The sequence below is a fragment of the Microbacterium californiense genome, from assembly GCF_047246625.1.
Taxonomy (GTDB): Bacteria; Actinomycetota; Actinomycetes; order Actinomycetales; family Microbacteriaceae; genus Microbacterium.
Window position 1 is genome coordinate 1,463,775 of sequence record NZ_JBFOKQ010000001.1, and the last position, 17,097, is coordinate 1,480,871.

General features: G+C 69.9%; 19 protein-coding genes. 13 read left to right on the forward strand and 6 right to left on the reverse strand.

Annotated features, from left to right (window positions below; genetic code table 11):
• Positions 1–44: 44 nt before the first annotated feature.
• The gene (locus AB3M82_RS06935; RefSeq protein ID WP_412956577.1) at positions 45–638 is read right to left on the reverse strand and encodes a TetR family transcriptional regulator; all 594 of its coding nucleotides are present in this window, start codon (positions 636–638) and stop codon (positions 45–47) included.
• Positions 639–693: 55 nt separating this feature from the next.
• Between AB3M82_RS06935 and AB3M82_RS06940 the strand changes: the two genes are divergently transcribed.
• From AB3M82_RS06940 to AB3M82_RS06950, 3 genes are all read left to right on the forward strand, one after another.
• The gene (locus AB3M82_RS06940; protein ID WP_412956578.1) at positions 694–1,281 is read left to right on the forward strand and encodes a biotin transporter BioY; all 588 of its coding nucleotides are present in this window, start codon (positions 694–696) and stop codon (positions 1,279–1,281) included.
• 126 nt (positions 1,282–1,407) lie between these two features.
• Positions 1,408–3,735, forward strand: a complete 2,328-nt coding sequence (purL, locus tag AB3M82_RS06945; protein ID WP_412956580.1) for a phosphoribosylformylglycinamidine synthase subunit PurL — start codon at positions 1,408–1,410, stop codon at positions 3,733–3,735.
• Positions 3,735–3,878: a hypothetical protein gene (locus tag AB3M82_RS06950; protein ID WP_412956581.1), complete on the forward strand. Its 144-nt coding sequence runs from the start codon at positions 3,735–3,737 to the stop codon at positions 3,876–3,878. Before purL ends, AB3M82_RS06950 begins: the two co-directional genes overlap by 1 nt.
• Positions 3,879–4,026: 148 nt before the next feature.
• On the opposite strand, the gene AB3M82_RS06955 is transcribed toward AB3M82_RS06950, so the two are convergent.
• Positions 4,027–4,608, reverse strand: a complete 582-nt coding sequence (locus AB3M82_RS06955) for a TetR/AcrR family transcriptional regulator (protein ID WP_412956583.1) — start codon at positions 4,606–4,608, stop codon at positions 4,027–4,029.
• 69 nt (positions 4,609–4,677) lie between these two features.
• Between AB3M82_RS06955 and AB3M82_RS06960 the strand changes: the two genes are divergently transcribed.
• Both AB3M82_RS06960 and AB3M82_RS06965 read left to right on the forward strand, forming a co-directional pair.
• Complete coding sequence (locus AB3M82_RS06960) at positions 4,678–7,287, forward strand: MMPL family transporter (RefSeq protein ID WP_412956586.1); 2,610 nt, start codon at positions 4,678–4,680, stop codon at positions 7,285–7,287.
• A 239-nt stretch (positions 7,288–7,526) separates the two neighbouring features.
• Positions 7,527–7,886, forward strand: coding sequence for a TraR/DksA family transcriptional regulator (locus tag AB3M82_RS06965; RefSeq protein ID WP_412956588.1), 360 nt, complete (start codon positions 7,527–7,529; stop codon positions 7,884–7,886).
• Positions 7,887–7,896: 10 nt separating this feature from the next.
• Here the strand turns inward: AB3M82_RS06965 and AB3M82_RS06970 are convergent, their stop codons facing one another.
• Positions 7,897–8,481 (reverse strand): TetR/AcrR family transcriptional regulator, encoded by a 585-nt coding sequence (locus AB3M82_RS06970; protein WP_412956590.1) that lies wholly within the window; start codon positions 8,479–8,481, stop codon positions 7,897–7,899.
• An 84-nt stretch (positions 8,482–8,565) separates the two neighbouring features.
• Between AB3M82_RS06970 and AB3M82_RS06975 the strand changes: the two genes are divergently transcribed.
• Genes AB3M82_RS06975 through AB3M82_RS06990 form a run of 4 tightly spaced genes read left to right on the forward strand, consistent with a single transcriptional unit; the run spans position 8,566 to position 11,893 of the window.
• A complete protein-coding gene (locus AB3M82_RS06975) occupies positions 8,566–9,435 on the forward strand; it encodes a hypothetical protein (RefSeq protein WP_412956593.1) in 870 nt (289 codons plus the stop codon).
• Positions 9,432–10,280, forward strand: a complete 849-nt coding sequence (locus AB3M82_RS06980; protein ID WP_412956594.1) for an SMP-30/gluconolactonase/LRE family protein — start codon at positions 9,432–9,434, stop codon at positions 10,278–10,280. The genes AB3M82_RS06975 and AB3M82_RS06980 overlap by 4 nt, the downstream gene beginning before the upstream one ends.
• A 26-nt stretch (positions 10,281–10,306) precedes the next feature.
• Positions 10,307–11,149 (forward strand): SDR family NAD(P)-dependent oxidoreductase, encoded by an 843-nt coding sequence (locus tag AB3M82_RS06985; RefSeq protein WP_412956595.1) that lies wholly within the window; start codon positions 10,307–10,309, stop codon positions 11,147–11,149.
• Positions 11,150–11,170: 21 nt separating this feature from the next.
• Positions 11,171–11,893, forward strand: coding sequence for an SGNH/GDSL hydrolase family protein (locus AB3M82_RS06990; protein WP_412956596.1), 723 nt, complete (start codon positions 11,171–11,173; stop codon positions 11,891–11,893).
• Between the two features lie 104 nt (positions 11,894–11,997).
• Here the strand turns inward: AB3M82_RS06990 and AB3M82_RS06995 are convergent, their stop codons facing one another.
• Positions 11,998–12,288 (reverse strand): GIY-YIG nuclease family protein, encoded by a 291-nt coding sequence (locus tag AB3M82_RS06995; protein ID WP_412956598.1) that lies wholly within the window; start codon positions 12,286–12,288, stop codon positions 11,998–12,000.
• 234 nt (positions 12,289–12,522) lie between these two features.
• Positions 12,523–12,978: a cytochrome C5 gene (locus tag AB3M82_RS07000; RefSeq protein ID WP_412956600.1), complete on the reverse strand. Its 456-nt coding sequence runs from the start codon at positions 12,976–12,978 to the stop codon at positions 12,523–12,525.
• 208 nt (positions 12,979–13,186) lie between these two features.
• Between AB3M82_RS07000 and AB3M82_RS07005 the strand changes: the two genes are divergently transcribed.
• Genes AB3M82_RS07005 through AB3M82_RS07020 form a run of 4 tightly spaced genes read left to right on the forward strand, consistent with a single transcriptional unit; the run spans position 13,187 to position 15,435 of the window.
• Positions 13,187–13,528: a PadR family transcriptional regulator gene (locus AB3M82_RS07005; protein ID WP_412956603.1), complete on the forward strand. Its 342-nt coding sequence runs from the start codon at positions 13,187–13,189 to the stop codon at positions 13,526–13,528.
• Between the two features lies 1 nt (position 13,529).
• A complete protein-coding gene (locus tag AB3M82_RS07010; RefSeq protein WP_412956605.1) occupies positions 13,530–13,901 on the forward strand; it encodes a DUF1048 domain-containing protein in 372 nt (123 codons plus the stop codon).
• Positions 13,898–14,671 carry an ABC transporter ATP-binding protein gene (locus AB3M82_RS07015; protein WP_412956608.1) on the forward strand — a complete coding sequence of 258 codons (774 nt, stop codon included), beginning with the start codon at positions 13,898–13,900 and terminating at the stop codon, positions 14,669–14,671. The genes AB3M82_RS07010 and AB3M82_RS07015 overlap by 4 nt, the downstream gene beginning before the upstream one ends.
• Positions 14,668–15,435, forward strand: coding sequence for an ABC transporter permease (locus AB3M82_RS07020; protein ID WP_412956611.1), 768 nt, complete (start codon positions 14,668–14,670; stop codon positions 15,433–15,435). Before AB3M82_RS07015 ends, AB3M82_RS07020 begins: the two co-directional genes overlap by 4 nt.
• Positions 15,436–15,522: 87 nt before the next feature.
• Here the strand turns inward: AB3M82_RS07020 and AB3M82_RS07025 are convergent, their stop codons facing one another.
• A complete protein-coding gene (locus AB3M82_RS07025) occupies positions 15,523–16,983 on the reverse strand; it encodes a lipase maturation factor family protein (protein WP_412956613.1) in 1,461 nt (486 codons plus the stop codon).
• Between the last annotated feature and the right edge of the window lie 114 nt (positions 16,984–17,097).

Consider the following 17,097-nt stretch of genomic DNA (forward strand, 5'->3'; position numbering starts at 1 on the left):
GCGACACCCCGGTCCCTGAGCGAGCGGAGCGAGACGAAGGGCGCTCAGGAACCGGTGCGGGCGGCGGCGCGGATGCCGGAGACGATGAGGGCGAGGCCGGCGGCGAAGTCGTCGCCGGGATCCGAGATCCGCTCGGGCGACAGGTCGACCGCCGCATTCGCCGCTCCGACCACGGCCGCGTGCATCCGCTGCTGCTCGTGGAAGGTGAACCCGATCACGTAATGCACGAGGGTGTCGGCGGCGACGTGGGCCGCGGCATCCGTGAGTCCGGCGACGAGCGCGCCCTCGACGAGCCGTGCCCGCGCGGGAAGGTCGAGCAGCCCGAGCGCGAGCGAGCTCGACACGACCTCGGCGCCGTCGCGGTGGGCGAGCAGCCGGTCGCGCAGCGCCGTCGCCGCCTCCGCGATCTCTCCGGCGTCCGACCCCTGCCCGACGATGCGCGCGCTGACCGCGGCGAGCAGCGCCTGCTTGTTCGGGAAGTGCCAGTACAGCGCGCTGACCTGCACGTCGAGGACGTCGGCGATCCGCCGCATCGACAGTCCGGGCAGACCGTTCTCGGCGAGCACGGTCATCGCCGCATCGACGACGTCGGTCTTGCTGCGTCGAGGGACGGACGGGTCGTCGGATGCTGCACGCATCCTGCTACTGTACCGAACAGTGTTCAGGTGAACAGTGTTCAGGAGGAGTCTTCCCATGTCCGCATCCGCCATCTCGTCGCATCCCGCCCCGGTTCTCGCCGACCTCGTCCCGGGCGCGCGCGTGCGCGATGTCGCCCTCACGCTCGCGGGCACGGCGTTCATCACGGTCGCCGGCTACCTCACTGTTCCGCTGCCGTTCACGCCCGTGCCGATCTCGCTCGCCACGTTCGCGGTGCTGCTGACCGGCGCCGCTCTCGGGCCGGTCCGCGGCGGTGCCAGCGCGTTCCTCTACCTCGCCCTCGGCCTCGTGGGTGTGCCGCTGTTCGCGCACGGCAACGCCGGCTGGGCGTTCTCGTCGTTCGGCTACATCATCGGGTACGTCGTCGCCGCGCTCATCGTCGGCTCGCTCGCCCGGCATCGCGCCGACCGCTCGGTGCTGACGACGCTCGGTCTCGCAGCGCTCGGATCCCTCGCGATCTATGCCTGCGGCGTGCCGTGGCTCGCGGTGTTCCTCGGCGTCGACCTCGTGACCGCGATCGGCCTGGGCGTCGTCCCCTTCCTGATCGGGGATGCCGTGAAGATCGTCGCGATGTCGGCCCTGCTCCCCGGCACCTGGCGCCTCGTCGACCGCACGCGCCCCTGACTCCCCTCCGCCCTCGTCCCGTCCCCGTCTTCGGCGGTGCGTGAGGAAGAGGCGAGGCGGGGCCGACCGGCCGACGCCGCGCCGGTAGACTGAGAGCGCCCGCCGGCCCCTTCCTTTGGAGTGTGCGTGACCACCGCCCCTGCACCCGCCCGCAAGCACGTCCCCGACTCCGTCTCGAACGCGATCGCGACGCCCGAGAAGGAGCAGCCGTATGCGGCGCTCGGCCTGAAGGACGACGAGTACGCGAAGATCCGCGAAATCCTCGGCCGCCGCCCCACCTCGGGCGAGCTGGCGATGTACTCGGTGATGTGGTCGGAGCACTGCTCGTACAAGAGCAGCAAGAACTACCTGCGCCGCTTCGGCCAGAAGGTCTCCGACGAGATGAAGGAACGCCTCATGGTGGGCATGGGCCAGAACGCGGGCGTCATCGACGTCGGCGAGGGCTGGGCCGTCACCTTCAAGGCCGAGTCCCACAACCACCCGTCGTTCATCGAGCCCTTCCAGGGCGCGGCGACGGGTGTCGGCGGCATCGTGCGCGACATCATCTCGATGGGAGCCCGCCCGGTCGCGGTCATGGACGCCCTGCGCTTCGGCGCGATCGACCACCCCGACACCGCCCGCGTCGTGCACGGCGTGACGAGCGGCATCAGCTTCTACGGCAACTGCCTGGGCCTGCCGAATATCGGCGGCGAGACGGTGTTCGACTCCGTCTACCAGGCGAACCCGCTCGTGAACGCGCTCGCGGTGGGCGTGCTGCGTCACGAGGACCTCAAGCTCGCGAACGCGACCGGCGTCGGGAACAAGGTCGTGCTGTTCGGCGCTCGCACCGGCGGAGACGGCATCGGCGGTGCCAGCATCCTGGCGTCCGACACGTTCGCCGACGGCGGCCCGACCAAGCGCCCCGCGGTGCAGGTCGGCGACCCGTTCGCCGAGAAGGTGCTCATCGAGTGCTGCCTGGAGCTCTACCGCGAAGAGCTCGTCGAGGCCATTCAGGATCTCGGTGCCGCGGGCATCTCGTGCGCCACCAGCGAGCTCGCCGCCAACGGCAACAGCGGCATGCACGTCTCTCTCGACAACGTCCTGCTGCGCGACCCCTCGCTCACGGCCGAGGAGATTCTCATGTCGGAGTCGCAGGAGCGCATGATGGCGATCGTCGCGCCCGAGAAGCTCGACGCGTTCCTCGCGGTCGTGAACAAGTGGGAGGTCGAGACCTCCGTGCTCGGCGAGGTCACCGGCGACGGACGCCTCGTCATCGACTGGCAGGGCGAGCGCATCGTCGACGTCGACCCCTCGACCGTCGCGGTCGACGGCCCGGTCTACGACCGTCCGGTCGCGTACCCGACGTGGATCGACGCACTGCAGGCGGATGCCGCCGAGCTGCTGCCCCGCAGCGATGACGCCGAGACGCTGCGCGCGCAGTTCCTGTCGCTGGTCGCCTCCCCGAACCTGGCCGACACGTCGTGGATCACCAACCAGTACGACTACTACGTGCTCGGCAACACGGCCCTCAGCTTCCCCGACGACGCCGGCATGATCCGGGTCGATGAGGAGTCGGGTCTCGGCTTCTCGATCGCGACCGACGCCAACGGCCGCTACTGCCAGCTCGACCCCTACGCGGGCGCGCAGCTCGCGCTGGCCGAGGCGTACCGCAACGTCGCCGTCACCGGCGCGGTGCCCACGGCGATCACCGACTGCCTCAACTTCGGCTCTCCCGAGAACCCGGAGGTCATGTGGCAGTTCGGGCAGACGGTCGACGGTCTCGCCGACGGATGCTTCGAACTCGGCACCCCGGTCACCGGCGGCAACGTCTCGTTCTACAACCAGACCGGCGACGTGCCGATCCACCCCACCCCGCTCGTGGGCGTGCTCGGCATCATCGACGACGTCTCCCGCCGCATCCCCTCCGGCTGGCAGGACATCGGTCAGAACATCTACCTGCTCGGCACGACCTCGACCGAGCTCTCGGGCTCGGCCTGGGCCGACGTCGTGCACCAGCACCTCGGCGGCGTGCCCCCGAAGGTCGACCTCGCGGGTGAGAAGCGCCTCGCCGGGCTGCTCGCGGCCGCCCGCGACGAGTGGCTGATCTCGTCGGCGCACGACCTCTCCGAGGGCGGTCTCGCCCAGGCCCTCGCCGAGGGCGTCATGCGCTTCGGCGTCGGAGCCCGCGTGTGGCTGACCGAGATCATGGAGCGCGACGGCGTGGACGCGGCATCCGCCCTGTTCTCCGAGTCGACCGGGCGCGTCATCGTCACCGTTCCCCGCGAGGACGACGTGAAGTTCCGCGGACTCTGCGAGGGCCGCGGCTACCCCGTCCTGCGGATCGGCGTGACCGACAGCGAACCGCAGCTCGAGGTGCAGGACGTCTTCACCGTCACGGCGGCCGAGCTGCGCGAGCGGTCGCAGGCCACCCTCCCCTCGTACTTCGGTCCCACCGTCACCGAGCCGGTCGTCTGATGAGCGGTGACGGCCTCAGCGAGGACTACGGCGATCTCGGCGAGCGCCGCAACCGCCGCATCCGCATCGTGTCGTGGACGGTCATCGTCGCGCTGATCCTCGGCGGCGGCGGGGCGACCGTGCTGACGCTGATCTTCGGCTGATCCCCGGCCCCGAGCGTGCGACCCCACCCCGGTTCCTGAGCAAGCGCCCTTCGTCTCGTCGCTTCACTCCGGTTCCTGAGCGAGCGCCCTTCGTCTCGTCGCTGCGCTCCTCGCTCAGGAACCGGGCGCTCAGGAACCGGGTGCGCGGTCAGGAACCGGGGCGGGAGAAGAGGAAGCGGGCGAGACGGACGATGCCCTCGGTGTCGCCGACGCCGCGACCGAGGGATTCGACGATGATGGCGCCGAGGATGGCGCGGCCGAGCTGTTCGACCGGAGCGTCCTCGGGCAGCTGGCCCGCTGCGATGCCGGCGCGGAGGCGCGAAGACAGGTACTTCTCCACGCCGAGGCTCTCGCCGAGGTGGGCGCCGACGCCGGCGTCCTCGGTCGCGGCGGCGACGAGCGACCGCAGCAGCAGTCCGCCCTCGGGCGCCTCGAGGATCGACAGCACGCTCCGGAGCCAGGTCTCGACGTCGGCGGCGAGGTCTCCGGTGTCGGGAACGACGAAGTCCACCGGGATGAGCCGCCCCTCGGCGAGGCATTCGCCGATCAGCGCGCCGCGCGAGGGCCACCACCGGTAGATGGTCTGCTTGCCGACGCCGGCTTCCTTCGCGATGCCCTCGATCGTGAGCCGGTCGTATCCCTGGTTGTGGAACAGGCGGGCGGTGGCGTCGAGGATCGCCTCGCGCGCGGCCGTGCTGCGCACGGGTCCGCTCCGATGCTCGTTCACCATCCATTCAGGATAGCCACAGACTCTAGACGAGACGTCCCGTATGCTCTGACTCGTCTGAAGGAGATCGCATTGGCTTCGTTGCTCTACCGTCTGGGTTCCCTCGCTGCGCGCAAGGCGTGGACGGTGATCATCTCCTGGATCGTCATCCTCGGCATCGGCGTCGGCGCGTTCCTCACGCTCGGCGGCACCTTGAGCAACAGCTTCGACATCCCCGGCACGGCGTCGGGTGAGGTCACCGACGAGCTCGCCGAGAAGCTCCCCGACACCGCGGGAGGCACCGGCACGGTCGTCTACCAGACGGAGGACGGCGAACCCTTCACCGACGAGCAGAAGCAGCAGATCTCGGAGCTCGCCGCGAGCGCCGAAGACCTCGACGGCGTCGCGTCGGTCGTCGACCCCTTCGAAACCCAGCAGCAGCTGGCCGATCAGGCCCAGCAGCTCGCCGACGGCAACACCCAGCTCGAGCAGGGGCGCACGCAGCTGGAGGCCGGGCAGACCCAGCTCGACGAGGGCCGCACGCAGCTCGAATCCGGCATCGAGCAGCTCGCCGCGGCCCGCGCGCAGGCCGAGGCCGCCGGTGCTCCCGCGGCGCAGATCGCCGCGATCGAGGCCCAGCAGGAGGCGCTGGACGCCCAGGTCGCCGAACTCGACGCGCAGCAGAAGACGCTCGACGACTCCCGCGCCGAGCTCGAGGAGGGCGAGGAGCAGGCCGACCTGGGCGCGCGTCTGCTCGACCTGTCGGACGGCATCGGCGTCGTGTCGGAGGACGGCTCGACGGCGATCGTCAACATCTCCTTCACCGACCCGCGCCTCGAGCTCTCCGAAGAGGTCAAGCAGGCCGCGATCGCCCACTTCCAGGACGAGCGGATCGACGGGGTCGAGGTCGACTTCGGCACCGACATCGCCCAGGGCGTGCCCGAGATCTTCGGCGTCGGTGAGGCGATCGGTCTCGCGTTCGCCGCGGTCGTGCTGATCGTCATGCTCGGCTCGCTCATCGGCGCCGCCCTCCCGATCATCACCGCCGTCGTCGGCGTGGGCGTCGGCGTCACGGCATCCCTCGCCTTCTCGGGCGTCGTCGACATGGCCTCCGTCACGCCCGTGCTCGGCGTGATGCTCGGACTCGCCGTCGGCATCGACTACTCGCTCTTCATCGTGAACCGGCACCGCAAGCAGCTGCTGGCCGGGTCGCCCGTGAACGAGTCGATCGGGCTCGCCACCGGCACCTCGGGCACCGCCGTCGTCTTCGCGGGCACGACCGTCATCGTCGCGCTGCTCGCCCTGAACGTCACCGGCGTCCCCTTCCTCGGACTCATGGGAACCGTCGGCGCCGTGTGCGTGGCCGTCGCCGTGCTGGTCGCGATCACGCTCGCTCCGGCGATCCTCGGACTGGTCGGCACCCGACTGCTCGGCCGCAAGGCCCGGGCGACCATCGGCCAGCCGCACGCCGCGGGCAAGCCCGTGAAGCGCATGTCCACCCTGCGTGCAATCGTCACCACGCTCGTCAGCATCATCGCACTGCTGATCATCGCCATCCCCGCCATGTCGATGCGCCTCGGCCTGCCCGACGGCTCGAGCGAGCCCTCCGACTCCACCAGCTACCGCGCGTTCCAGACGGTCGACGAGCAGTTCGGCGAGGGATCGAACGGACCGCTCCTGGTGACCGCCACCCTCGACGACGCGGTCAGCGACGACGACCTCCTCGCCACCCAGGTCACCGTGGCCGAGGCCATCGCCGAGCAGGACGACGTGGTCGCGGTCGCCCCGATCGCGGCATCCGACGACAACACGCTGCTCGCGTTCCAGGTGCTGCCCGCCGAAGGACCCAACAGCACCTCGACCGAGCGCCTCGTGCAGGACCTCCGCTCGATGCCCGAGATCGCCGGCGGCATCACGCTCGGCGTCGCGGGTCAGGCCGCGATCAACATCGACATCTCCGAGGCTCTCGCCGGCGTGCTGCCGCTGTACCTCGTGGTCGTCGTCGGCTTGTCGCTGCTGATCATGATCGTCGTGTTCCGTTCGCTGCTGGTGCCGATCATCGCGACCGGCGGGTTCGTGCTGTCGCTGTTCGCAACCTACGGACTCATCGTCTCGGTGTTCCAGTTCGGATGGGGCGCCGATCTGATCGGACTCCACAGCACCGGACCGATCCTCAGCTTCCTGCCCGTGATCCTCGTCGGCATCCTGTTCGGCCTCGCGATGGACTATCAGCTGTTCCTCGCCTCCGGCATGCGCGAGGCGTTCGTGCACGGCGCCAAGGCGCGGGATGCCGTAGCCCAGGGCTTCCGCGCCGGACGCTCGGTCGTCATCGCCGCCGCGCTCATCATGGTCTCGGTGTTCGGCGGCTTCGTCTTCTCGGAGTCGACGATCATCCGGTCCATCGGATTCGGTCTGGCGTTCGGCGTGTTGCTCGACGCGTTCGTCGTGCGGATGCTGCTGATGCCGGCGCTCATGCACCTGCTCGGCCGGTCCGCGTGGTGGCTGCCGCGGTGGCTCGACCGCATCATGCCGAACGTCGACATGGAGGGCGCCGCGCTCGAACGCGACCACCCCGCCGTGCACACCGACGCCGCGCCGGACTTCGCGCCCGAGCGCACGCCCCGCACCCGCGCCGAGCGGAAGCAGGCGCGCGCCGAGCGGCCGCCGCGGACCCGGGCCGAGCGCAAGCGCCGCGAGCACTGACCCGCCCGCCTCACCCCCGGTTGCGGGATCGTCTCGGCACGTGAGGGGTCAAGACACGCCGCGGCCGGGCACCGGGATAAGGCGTGTCTCGACCCCTCGGCAGGAGAGTCACGCACACCCCGGATCGTCTCGGCACGTGAGGGGTCAAGACACGCCGCGTCCGGGCACCGCGACAGTGCGTGTCTCGACCCCTCGGCCGGAGAGTCACGCGACCGAGTGCGCGCGGGTAGGGTGGCGGCATGGGGGAGGACGAGGGTCGGCTGCGGGCGCTGCTCGAGGCGATGCGACGGCAGGCGGAGGAACGGGTCCGGGCGACGGCGAGCGTGCTGGACGAGCTCACGCACGATCGCGAGGGCTCGAACGACGACGACGAGCACGACCCCGAGGGAGTCACCCTCTCGTCGGAGTGGTCGAGGCTGACGGGGCTGGCCGAGGCCGCGGCATCCGAACTGCAGCAGGTCGACGACGCCCTCGCCCGGATGGATGCCGGCACCTACGGCGTCTGTCTGCACTGCGGCAACCCGATCCCGCCCGCCCGCCTCGAGGTGCGGCCCTTCGCGGAGTACTGCGTGACCTGCGCGGAGAAGCTCGGCCGCTAGGCGCGCCGCGTCAGGGGCGGCGCGACGCCAGGCGGATGCCGTCCCACAGCCGCGAGAGACGCTCGACCATGTCGACGCCCGGGTCGAGCAGCCATTGCACCTGCAGACCGTCGGCGGTGGCGATGATGATGTCGACAGCGATCGTCGGAACGAGCGTGGGCCCGAGGTCGCCCGACTCCTGGGCGCGGGTGATCATGCCGGTGAGCAGCTGTCGCAGCCAGTCGTAGCGCTCGGTGAAGTACTCCCGCGCGGGGTGACCGGGGATCGTCGCCTCCGCCGAGAACTCCACGTAGAGCCGCACGAGACCGGGCACCGAGACGTTGTGCGACACGATCTGCAGGAAGCCCTCGAACGTCGGATCGGGGGCGTAGTACTCGCCGAGGTCGCGCTGGTCGCGGGCGCGGAGCACCTCGATGTAAAGCTCCTCGCGCGAGCCGAAGTAGTGCGTGAGCCCGGGCTGCGTGAGACCCACGCGCTCGGCGATCTCGCGATTCGACGCCTTGCGATAGCCGAACTCTGCCACCACCTCGAGCGCGACCTGCAGGATCTCCTCCCGCTTCGCGACTCCCTTGGCGTATCTCCCCCGACCCGTCATGACGGACAGTCTAGGATCCGACCCGCCCGAGCGCCCGATACTGCCGTCTCGCTGCGACTCCGCGAGAAGTAGGCTGAGCACATCATGGAACCCCTCTTGACCTGGCTGGGCAGCTATTGGTGGCTGGTGTTCCCCCTCATGGGAGCAGCCGGCGGCATGGCCAAGGCCTGGGAGCGCTCGGCGCGGCGCCGTCACGAGCGCCGGCTCGAGACGCTCAAGGTCAAGGCGCAGCTCAAGGCGGCCGAGATCGAGGCGCGGGCGCTGACGCAGCAGGGCAAGCGGCGCGGCGCGGCGGTCGCGCCCGCAGCATCCGCGGTTCCGAACGACCTGCTCACGCGCCTGTTCGCGGAGCACGACGAGATCACCGCGCGCTGGCTCGACTACGAGCTCGACGTCGCCAAGCTGATCGCCTTCCCCGCGATGAGCGACGGCCGTCAGCCGCTGACGGCTGCCTTCCTGCGTGCGAAGCGGACGGCGGATGCCCTGCGCCCCGCGTCGGCCGAGGCGAAGGTCACGGAGCAGCAGATCTCCGAGTACCTCGATGCGGTCGGCGCCTACGCGGTGGCCTTCGAGATCGCCGAGAAGGATGCGCGGCGCCTGCGCGACTCGACCTTCACCGAGCCCGAGCGCAAGCGCCTCGACCGCGCCCAGCAGCTCCTGAAGGTCGCGATCGACGAGTCGGCGACCCAGGCCGAGCGGAACATCGCCTACAAGCGCGTGCGCGAAGAGCTCGACGGCCTGATCCTGCTGTCGGACGAGGCCGTGCAGGTGCTCGAGAACCAGGTGGCACGCGAACTCCCGTCGTCGACGGCATCCACGGCGTCGTCAGGGGCGCCCGCGGCATCCGCTGCTCCCGGGTCGCCCGACGCCCCGGCCGAGCCGCAGCCCGAGCCCCTTCCGCTCGCCGACCCGCCCACCGGCGCCGCCCATAGTCAGCCCCGGGAGGACGCATGACTCCGGAGAACGTCACCGGCCCCGTCGCGCATCATGCCGAGACCCCCGTGTGGTGGCCGGGCTGGGGTGGACTCCGCTGGACCGACGGAGACGCCGGCGACCTGCTCGCGCTCCGCGACGACGGCGTCACGCGCCAGCACATCGACGACGAGTACCTGGCGTTCGCACGGCCGCGGGCGAACGGCGGGATCGTCGCGGTCGGCGCCCGCACCCTGTACCTGGCCGACGACGTCGACGGGGACTTCCGCGCGGCGGCGCATCTGCTCGACGACCGCGGCGCGCGCATGAACGACGGATGCTGCGACCCGCGCGGACGCCTGCTGACGGGGTCGATGGGGTACGAGTCCGAGCCGGATGCCGGTGCGCTGCTGCGCCTCGACGCCTCGCTCGAGATCTCCACGGTGCTGTCGAAGACGACCGTGTCGAACGGCATCGCTTTCGCGCCGGACGGACACCGCGCGTACTTCAACGACACCGACACGCAGCGCGTCTTCGTCTTCGACGTGGTCGACGGCGAGCTGCGCGGCCGACGCGTGCTCGTGCAGGTCCCGGACGACCAGGGCTCTCCCGACGGCCTCACGGTCGCCGCCGACGGCAGCGTGTGGGTGGCGCTGTGGGGAGGCAGCGCCGTGCAGGGCTACGCCCCCGACGGCTCGCTGATCGAGCGCATCGAGCTGCCGGTCGAGCAGGTCAGCGCCTGCACCTTCGGTGGCGACGACCTCGGCACGCTGTTCATCACGACCTCGGCGCAGGGCCTGCCCGACGATCACGGCACGGACGCCGGATCGGTGTATGCGGTCGAGCCCGGGGTGCGCGGCATCCCGGTCGCCGTGTTCGCCGGCTGACCCGCCGCATCCCGAGACGGAGACCCATGACCCGCAAGACGATCGTGCTCACCGGAGCCTCCGACGGGATCGGCGCGGCCGCCGCCCGCCAGCTCGCCTCGTCAGGACACCGCCTGGTCCTGGTGGGACGCTCGCCCGAGAAGACGCGCGCCGTCGCGGCGGATGCCGGGGCCGAGTACTTCACCGCCGACTTCGCGCGGCTCGACGACGTTCGCGCGCTGGCGGCACAGATCGCGGATGCCGTGGGCGACGACGGCATCGACGTGCTGGCGAACAATGCCGGGGGCATCTTCGGCGACCGGACGCCGACCGTCGACGGCTTCGAGAAGACGATCCAGGTCAACCACCTCGCGCCGTTCCTGCTCACGAACCTGCTCCTGCCGCAGCTCCTGCATGCCGGCGCGGCCGTCATCAACACGTCGAGCGTCGGCCACCGGCTGTTCGGCCGCATCGACGTGGACGACCTCGACAACCGCCGCCGGTTCAGCGCCAACAAGGCGTACGGTGACGCGAAACTCGCGAACATCCTCTTCGCCAAGAGCCTGCATACGAAGTTCCACGCCGACGGGCTCAGCGCCGTCGCCTTCCATCCCGGCACCGTGCGCACCAACTTCGCCTCGGACTCGTCCAGCGTCATGCGCCTCGTCTACCGCAGCTTCCTCGGGCGCTTCCTGCTGACGAGCACCGAGGAAGGCGGCGGCATCCTGCGCTGGTTCATCGAGGGGACTCCCGACGAAACGTGGTTCTCGGGCGCCTACTACGACGAGCGGACGCTGTCGTCGAAGGTGAACCCGCAGGCGGAGGATGCCGAGCTCGCCGAGTCGCTGTGGCGCAGGAGCGCCGACCTCGTCGGTCTTCCGGTGCACTGAAGCGCCGATAGGGTCGAAGTCGTGTCCGACACCGCATCCCCCGCCGCAGCATCCGACCGTCAGCGCATCGCCGAGGCCCTCGCCGCCCCGGAGCCCCTGAACTGGGTGCTCACCGGCGACTCGATCACCCACGGCCTCGTCTTCACGGAAGGCCGGCGGAGCTACGCCGAGCACCTGCACGAACTGATCCGCGGCGAGCTCCAGCGCACCCGCGACATCGTCGTCAACTCCGCGATCAGCGGTCACCGCATCGTCGACATCCTCGGCGACTTCGATCGACGCGTGGCGTCGTGGCGGCCCGACATCGTGACGCTGATGATCGGCACGAACGACCTCTCCACCGACGGCCCGGTGGTCTCGCCCGAGGAGTACGCCGCCTCGCTGCGCGACTTCGTCTCCCGCGTGCGCGCGCTCGGTGCCGTGCCGGTGCTGCAGACGCCGCCGCCGATCGACGCCGCCAACGCCCCCGAGCGGGCGCGGCTGGCGGAGTTCGCGGATGCCGTGCGCGAGGTCGCCGCGACCGAGGACGTGATCCTCGTCGATCAGCTGGCTCGGTTCACCGAGCTCGGCGCCGGCGGCATCCCGTGGGGGCTGATGGGCGATCCGTTCCACCCGAACGCCACCGGGCATGCGGCCCTCGCCGTGGAGCTCGCCCGCGCCCTCGGCATCCGTCCCGCCCCCGAGCGCTCCCGCACGCTCCCCTCCCTCGAAGGTCAGGTCGAGGCCCTCCGCATCCGCCCCTGACCCCGGTCCCCGGCGCGAACGGAGCGCGACGAAGGGCCGGTTCCTGAGCGAGCGCGGACCCCCAGGAACGGTTCCTGAGCGAGCGCAGCGAGACGAAGGGCCAGTCATCTGTCCGTTCGGCGTTGGCGTCTGCTCCAGCCCGGAAGCTCGGAGTAGCGCTCCTCGATGAGCAGCAGTTTCTTCGCTCGGGACCAGCCGTGGATGCGGCGTTCCCAGGCGAACGCCTCGTCGACCCGGTCGAAGTGCGAACTCCAGACGAGCTGCACCGGCCGGCGTCGCCACGTGTAGTCACCGCCTTCCCCGAACTCGTGCTGCGCGAGGCGTCGTTCGAGGTCGAGAGTGCTTCCCGTGTAGAAGCTTCCGTCGGCGCAACGGAGGATGTAGACGAACGGCATGGAGCGACCGTAGTCGTCCGTCGGGCGCTCAGGGCCGAGTTGTCCACAGGGGCGTCCTTCGTCTCGCTTCGCTCGCTCAGGAAACGGTGACGGGGATCCGCACCCACCCGGTTCCTGAGCGAGGAGCCCTTCGTCTCGCTGCGCTCGCTCAGGAACCATGCAGCGACGAGACGAAGGGCGCTCGCTCAGGAACCGGTCGTGGGGATCCGCGCCGCACCCGTCGCGGACGCGGGGTCAGTCCTCGACGACCTCGATGTTGTCGACCTCGAGGTCGGAGTCGAGCTGGATCACGATGCGGGAGTCGGGGAACTGGCGCGGCGCGATGAGCGAGACGACCGCGGCGTCCGCGAACACGACGACCGAGGTGGCCTCCAACTCGTCGCGCAGATCGCGCTGCTCCCCGACCTCGGCGTCGCCCACGGCATCCTCGATGTCGTCGGCGGCTTCGCCGACGATCGCCCGCCAGCGCTTCTCTGTCACGCCGAGCACGCGAGCCACGTTCTCGATCAGCTCCTCGGCGTCGACCTCGGCCTCGTCGTCGTCGAGCTCGGGGTCGATGCTCACGGTCACGTCGGCTCCTGCGGCTTCGAGGTGCGCGCGTCCCCTGACGATGCCGTCCTCGGCGGTCGGCTCATCGAGGTGCCCGCTCTCGATCACGCGGGCGAGCAGTTCTTCCGATGCAGTCGTCATCCCTCCATCCTCCCTCTCCCCACCGCGACGCACCAAGACCCTCGGCCTGTCCGCGCGCGAAGTCACTCTGGTACTCCCACCCGTGCCCGGCATCCGTCCGTGTCGAGAACACTCGGTATTCGGTGTTGCTAAGTACCGCTACCTAGTGTTACTTTGTACCGGTACCCAGCAACACTGAGTACCGGATACGAAACGAGAGGAGCATCGGATGGGCAAGCAGATGACCGAGATGCTCAAAGGAACGCTGGAGGGCATCGTCCTGGCGCTCCTCGCCGAGCAGCCGGCCTACGGTTACGACATCACCGCGCGCCTGCGCGAGCACGGCTTCACCGACATCGCCGAGGGCACCGTCTACGCGCTGCTCGTGCGCATCGAGCAGAAGAAGCTCGTCGACGTCGAGAAGGTGCCGAGCGAGAAGGGCCCGCCCCGCAAGGTGTACACGCTCAACGCGCAGGGCACCCACGAGCTGGCGGAGTTCTGGAAGACCTGGAACTTCCTCGCCCAGCACATCGAAGAACTGAACCCACGAACGACGAACGAGGAGAACTGACATGGCCGCGAAATGGATCGAAGCGCTCACCGGATCGCTCGAGCAGAAGAAGCAGTACCGCGATGCGAGGAAGCGCATCGAGGCACTGCCCGAACCGTACCGCTCCGTGGCGAACGCCCAGCACCGGTACACGATGTACTACGGCGGGATCACCGACGGCGACACGCTCGTGCAGCTGTTCCTCGACCTCGCCGACCTGTGGGAGCGCGCCGCGATCGACGGCACCCCCATCGACGCGATCGTCGGCGACGACCCCGTCGGGTTCGCCGAGACCTACGCCGCGGCGTACGGCGGCAAGCAGTGGGTCGACAAGGAGCGGGCGCGCCTGATCAAGGCCGTCGACGAAGCGAAGCGGAAGGAACGGGAATCATGACCGACGCAGCCATCTCGGTGCGGGGCATCGAGAAGTCCTACAAAGACCTGCACGTCCTGCGCGGGGTCGACTTCGAGGTCGAGAAGGGCAGCATCTTCGCTCTGCTCGGATCGAACGGCGCCGGCAAGACGACGGTGATCCGCATCCTGTCGACCCTGCTGACGGCGGATGCCGGTGCGGCGAGCGTCGGCGGATTCGACGTCACGAGCGAACCGCTCAAGGTGCGCGAGACGATCAGCCTCACGGGGCAGTTCGCCGCCGTCGACGAGATCCTCACCGGGCGCGAGAACCTGGTGCTCGTCGCGAAGCTGCGACACCTTCCCGACCCGGGCGCGATCGCCGACGACCTGCTGGCCCGGTTCCGCCTGACGGATGCCGGAGCACGCCGCGCCGGCACCTACTCCGGCGGCATGCGGCGACGGCTCGACATCGCGATGAGCCTCGTCGGACGCCCTCCGGTGATCTACCTGGACGAGCCCACGACCGGTCTCGACCCCGAGGCCCGGATCGAGGTGTGGCAGGTGGTGAAGGAGCTCGCCAACACGGGCACCACCGTGCTGCTCACCACCCAGTACCTCGACGAGGCCGAGCACCTGGCCGACCGCATCGCGATCCTCCACGAAGGACGCATCATCGCGAACGGCACCCTCGCCGAGCTGAAGGCGCTGCTGCCTCCGGCGAAGGTCGAGTACATCGAGAAGCAGCCGACGCTGGAGGAGATCTTCCTGCGCCTCGTCGGCCCCAGCGCCCCGAAGGAGGACGCAGCATGAGCACGCACTTCGTCGCCGACACGGCGACCCTCACCGGCCGGTCGATGCGGCACATCTTCCGCAGCGCCGACACCATCATCACGACCGCGGTCACGCCGATCGCGCTCATGCTGCTGTTCGTGTACGTCTTCGGCGGAGCCCTGCGTCAGAGCACCGGGCAGGAGAACTACGTGAACTACCTACTGCCCGGCATCCTGCTCATCGCGATCGCTTCGGGCATCGCCTACACGGCGTTCCGGCTGTTCACCGACCTGCAGAGCGGCATCTTCGAGCGCTTCCACTCCATGCCGATCGCCCGGTCGAGCGTGCTGTGGGCGCACGTGCTCACCTCGCTGGTCGCCAACGGGATCACGCTGGCGATCATCTTCGGCGTCGGATTCCTGATGGGGTTCCGCACGGGGGCGAGCCTGGCCGCCTGGCTCGGCGTGATCGGCATCCTGCTGCTGGCCACCCTCGCCCTCACCTGGCTGGCCATCATCGCCGGGCTCAACGCCAAGACGGTCGACGGGGCGAGCGCGTTCTCGTACCCGCTGATCTTCCTGCCGTTCATCAGCTCGGCGTTCGTGCCCACCGACACGATGCCCGGTCCGGTGCAGTGGTTCGCCGAGAACCAGCCCGTGACCTCGATCGTCAACACGATCCAGGCGCTGTTCGCCGGCGAGCCCGTCGGGTCGGACATCTGGGTCGCCCTCGCCTGGTGCGTCGGCATCCTCATCGTCGCCTACGTCTTCGCGATGCTGGCCTACAAGCGCAAGGTGCGCTGACCCTTCGTCTCGCTGCGCTCGCTCAGGGACCGACTCCCGGTTCCTGAGCGAGGCCGGCGCAGCCGACCGAGACGAAGGGCGCCCCCGTCACCGCAGCCCGATGGGTCCGAGCACCACCCGCTGCCGGGTCCGCATCCACCGTGCCCCGTCGACCCGGCGCTCGGCGCGGGTCGCGAAACGGTACCGGTACGACACCGCCCGCACCCACCGCGGTCGCTCGCCGTCGAACGGATCGTTCCGGAGGAGCGCGAGGGTGGGGGCATCGGCCTCGAGCAGCCGGATGAGGAACACCGTGAACCAGTCGTCGAGCGAACGTCCGAGCGGCAGGAACCACATCAGCCAGTCGAGGCGCAGGTGGTACGGGGCGAACTGCCGAGGGATCCGGTGCACGTCGCCGGGCTTGCCCTTGAACTCGTATTCGCGCCACAGCAGTCCGTCGTCGTCGACCGAGCCCTCCACGACGATCTCGATGCGCTCCTTCGTGACCGTGCCGAAGGCGCCGTAGGCGTTCGCGAGCTGCCACCGGTTGAAGCTCGCGTTCATCAGCTGCCGCCGGGCGAAGAGGTTGTTGAGCGCCGGCCAGCTCAGCACGAGATACAGGAGCGTCACGGCCGCCGTGACGACGAACCAGTACAGGGGGATGCCGGGCCACGGCGCCTCGTCGGCCGACGGCGCTCCGAACCCGGGCAGCCCGATCGCCGAGAAGCCGATGACGATCGCCGCCCAGTTCAGCCACGCGAAGTTGCCCGTGAGCACGAGCCACGCCTGCGTCGCGATGATGATGGCCGCGGCCACCGCGCCGACGATCTGCGGCACCGGACCGGGCACCCAGATCGAGAGCAGCGGCGCGAACAGGAAGAACGGCACGACCAGCTGCGCGAAGTGGTTGCCGACCACCTCGATCCGGTGGATCCACGCGGGCAGCAGATGCGCCTGCCGGCTCAGCGGTCCGGGCATCGGCTGCGTCTCGTGGTGGTACATCAGCGCGGTGAGGTCGCGCCACTCGCGCCCGCCGCGGATCTTGATCATGCCGGCGCCGAACTCCAGGCGGAACAGCAGCCACCAGAACAGCACGATCACCACCGTCGGCGGCGGCTGGTCGTTCGACCCGAGGAACGCGGCGAGGAACCCCGCCTCGAGCAGGAGCATCTCCCAGCCGAACGAGTAGAACGTCTGCCCGATGCTGACGACCGACATGTAGCCGAGCCACAGCGCGAGGAAGCAGAGCATCGGCACCCACGGCGGCCCCCACTGCGGAACCCCGGCCACGAGCAGCGCGGCCAGCACGATGCCCGTCCACGACAGGGCGACCAGGCGGCCGTCGGTGTAGCGCAGGCGGAGGAACAGGGTCGGATGCAGCATCCGCCGTCGGGCCTTCTTCTCCCGCACCCAGTCCAGCAGCACCGGGGCGGGGAGCAGTCCGCGCTCTCCCAGCAGCGGTCGGAACTGGTTGAGGGTCGAGACGAACGCGACGAGGTACAGCGCCGCGATGCCCCGTTGCAGAACCTCGCGGGCGAACCCGAAGTCGACCGCCGCGAACCCGTCCACGCGGTCAGGCTACGACCGTGCTCCTCGACCGGGGAGGGGGTTGCGCGGCGACGCCCTTCGTCTCGCTGCGCTCGCTCAGGGACCGACTCCATGTACCGGTTCCTGAGCGAAGCG

Excerpts from the sequence above, each read along its gene's own strand:
- AB3M82_RS06935 (WP_412956577.1), bottom strand. The coding sequence starts at position 638 with ATGCGTGCAGCATCCGACGACCCGTCCGTCCCTCGACGCAGCAAGACC.
- AB3M82_RS06940 (WP_412956578.1), top strand. The coding sequence starts at position 694 with ATGTCCGCATCCGCCATCTCGTCGCATCCCGCCCCGGTTCTCGCCGAC.
- AB3M82_RS06950 (WP_412956581.1), top strand. The coding sequence starts at position 3,735 with ATGAGCGGTGACGGCCTCAGCGAGGACTACGGCGATCTCGGCGAGCGC.
- AB3M82_RS06955 (WP_412956583.1), bottom strand. The coding sequence starts at position 4,608 with ATGGTGAACGAGCATCGGAGCGGACCCGTGCGCAGCACGGCCGCGCGC.
- AB3M82_RS06965 (WP_412956588.1), top strand. The coding sequence starts at position 7,527 with ATGGGGGAGGACGAGGGTCGGCTGCGGGCGCTGCTCGAGGCGATGCGA.
- AB3M82_RS06970 (WP_412956590.1), bottom strand. The coding sequence starts at position 8,481 with ATGACGGGTCGGGGGAGATACGCCAAGGGAGTCGCGAAGCGGGAGGAG.
- AB3M82_RS06975 (WP_412956593.1), top strand. The coding sequence starts at position 8,566 with ATGGAACCCCTCTTGACCTGGCTGGGCAGCTATTGGTGGCTGGTGTTC.
- AB3M82_RS06980 (WP_412956594.1), top strand. The coding sequence starts at position 9,432 with ATGACTCCGGAGAACGTCACCGGCCCCGTCGCGCATCATGCCGAGACC.
- AB3M82_RS06985 (WP_412956595.1), top strand. The coding sequence starts at position 10,307 with ATGACCCGCAAGACGATCGTGCTCACCGGAGCCTCCGACGGGATCGGC.
- AB3M82_RS06995 (WP_412956598.1), bottom strand. The coding sequence starts at position 12,288 with ATGCCGTTCGTCTACATCCTCCGTTGCGCCGACGGAAGCTTCTACACG.
- AB3M82_RS07000 (WP_412956600.1), bottom strand. The coding sequence starts at position 12,978 with ATGACGACTGCATCGGAAGAACTGCTCGCCCGCGTGATCGAGAGCGGG.
- AB3M82_RS07005 (WP_412956603.1), top strand. The coding sequence starts at position 13,187 with ATGGGCAAGCAGATGACCGAGATGCTCAAAGGAACGCTGGAGGGCATC.
- AB3M82_RS07010 (WP_412956605.1), top strand. The coding sequence starts at position 13,530 with ATGGCCGCGAAATGGATCGAAGCGCTCACCGGATCGCTCGAGCAGAAG.
- AB3M82_RS07015 (WP_412956608.1), top strand. The coding sequence starts at position 13,898 with ATGACCGACGCAGCCATCTCGGTGCGGGGCATCGAGAAGTCCTACAAA.
- AB3M82_RS07020 (WP_412956611.1), top strand. The coding sequence starts at position 14,668 with ATGAGCACGCACTTCGTCGCCGACACGGCGACCCTCACCGGCCGGTCG.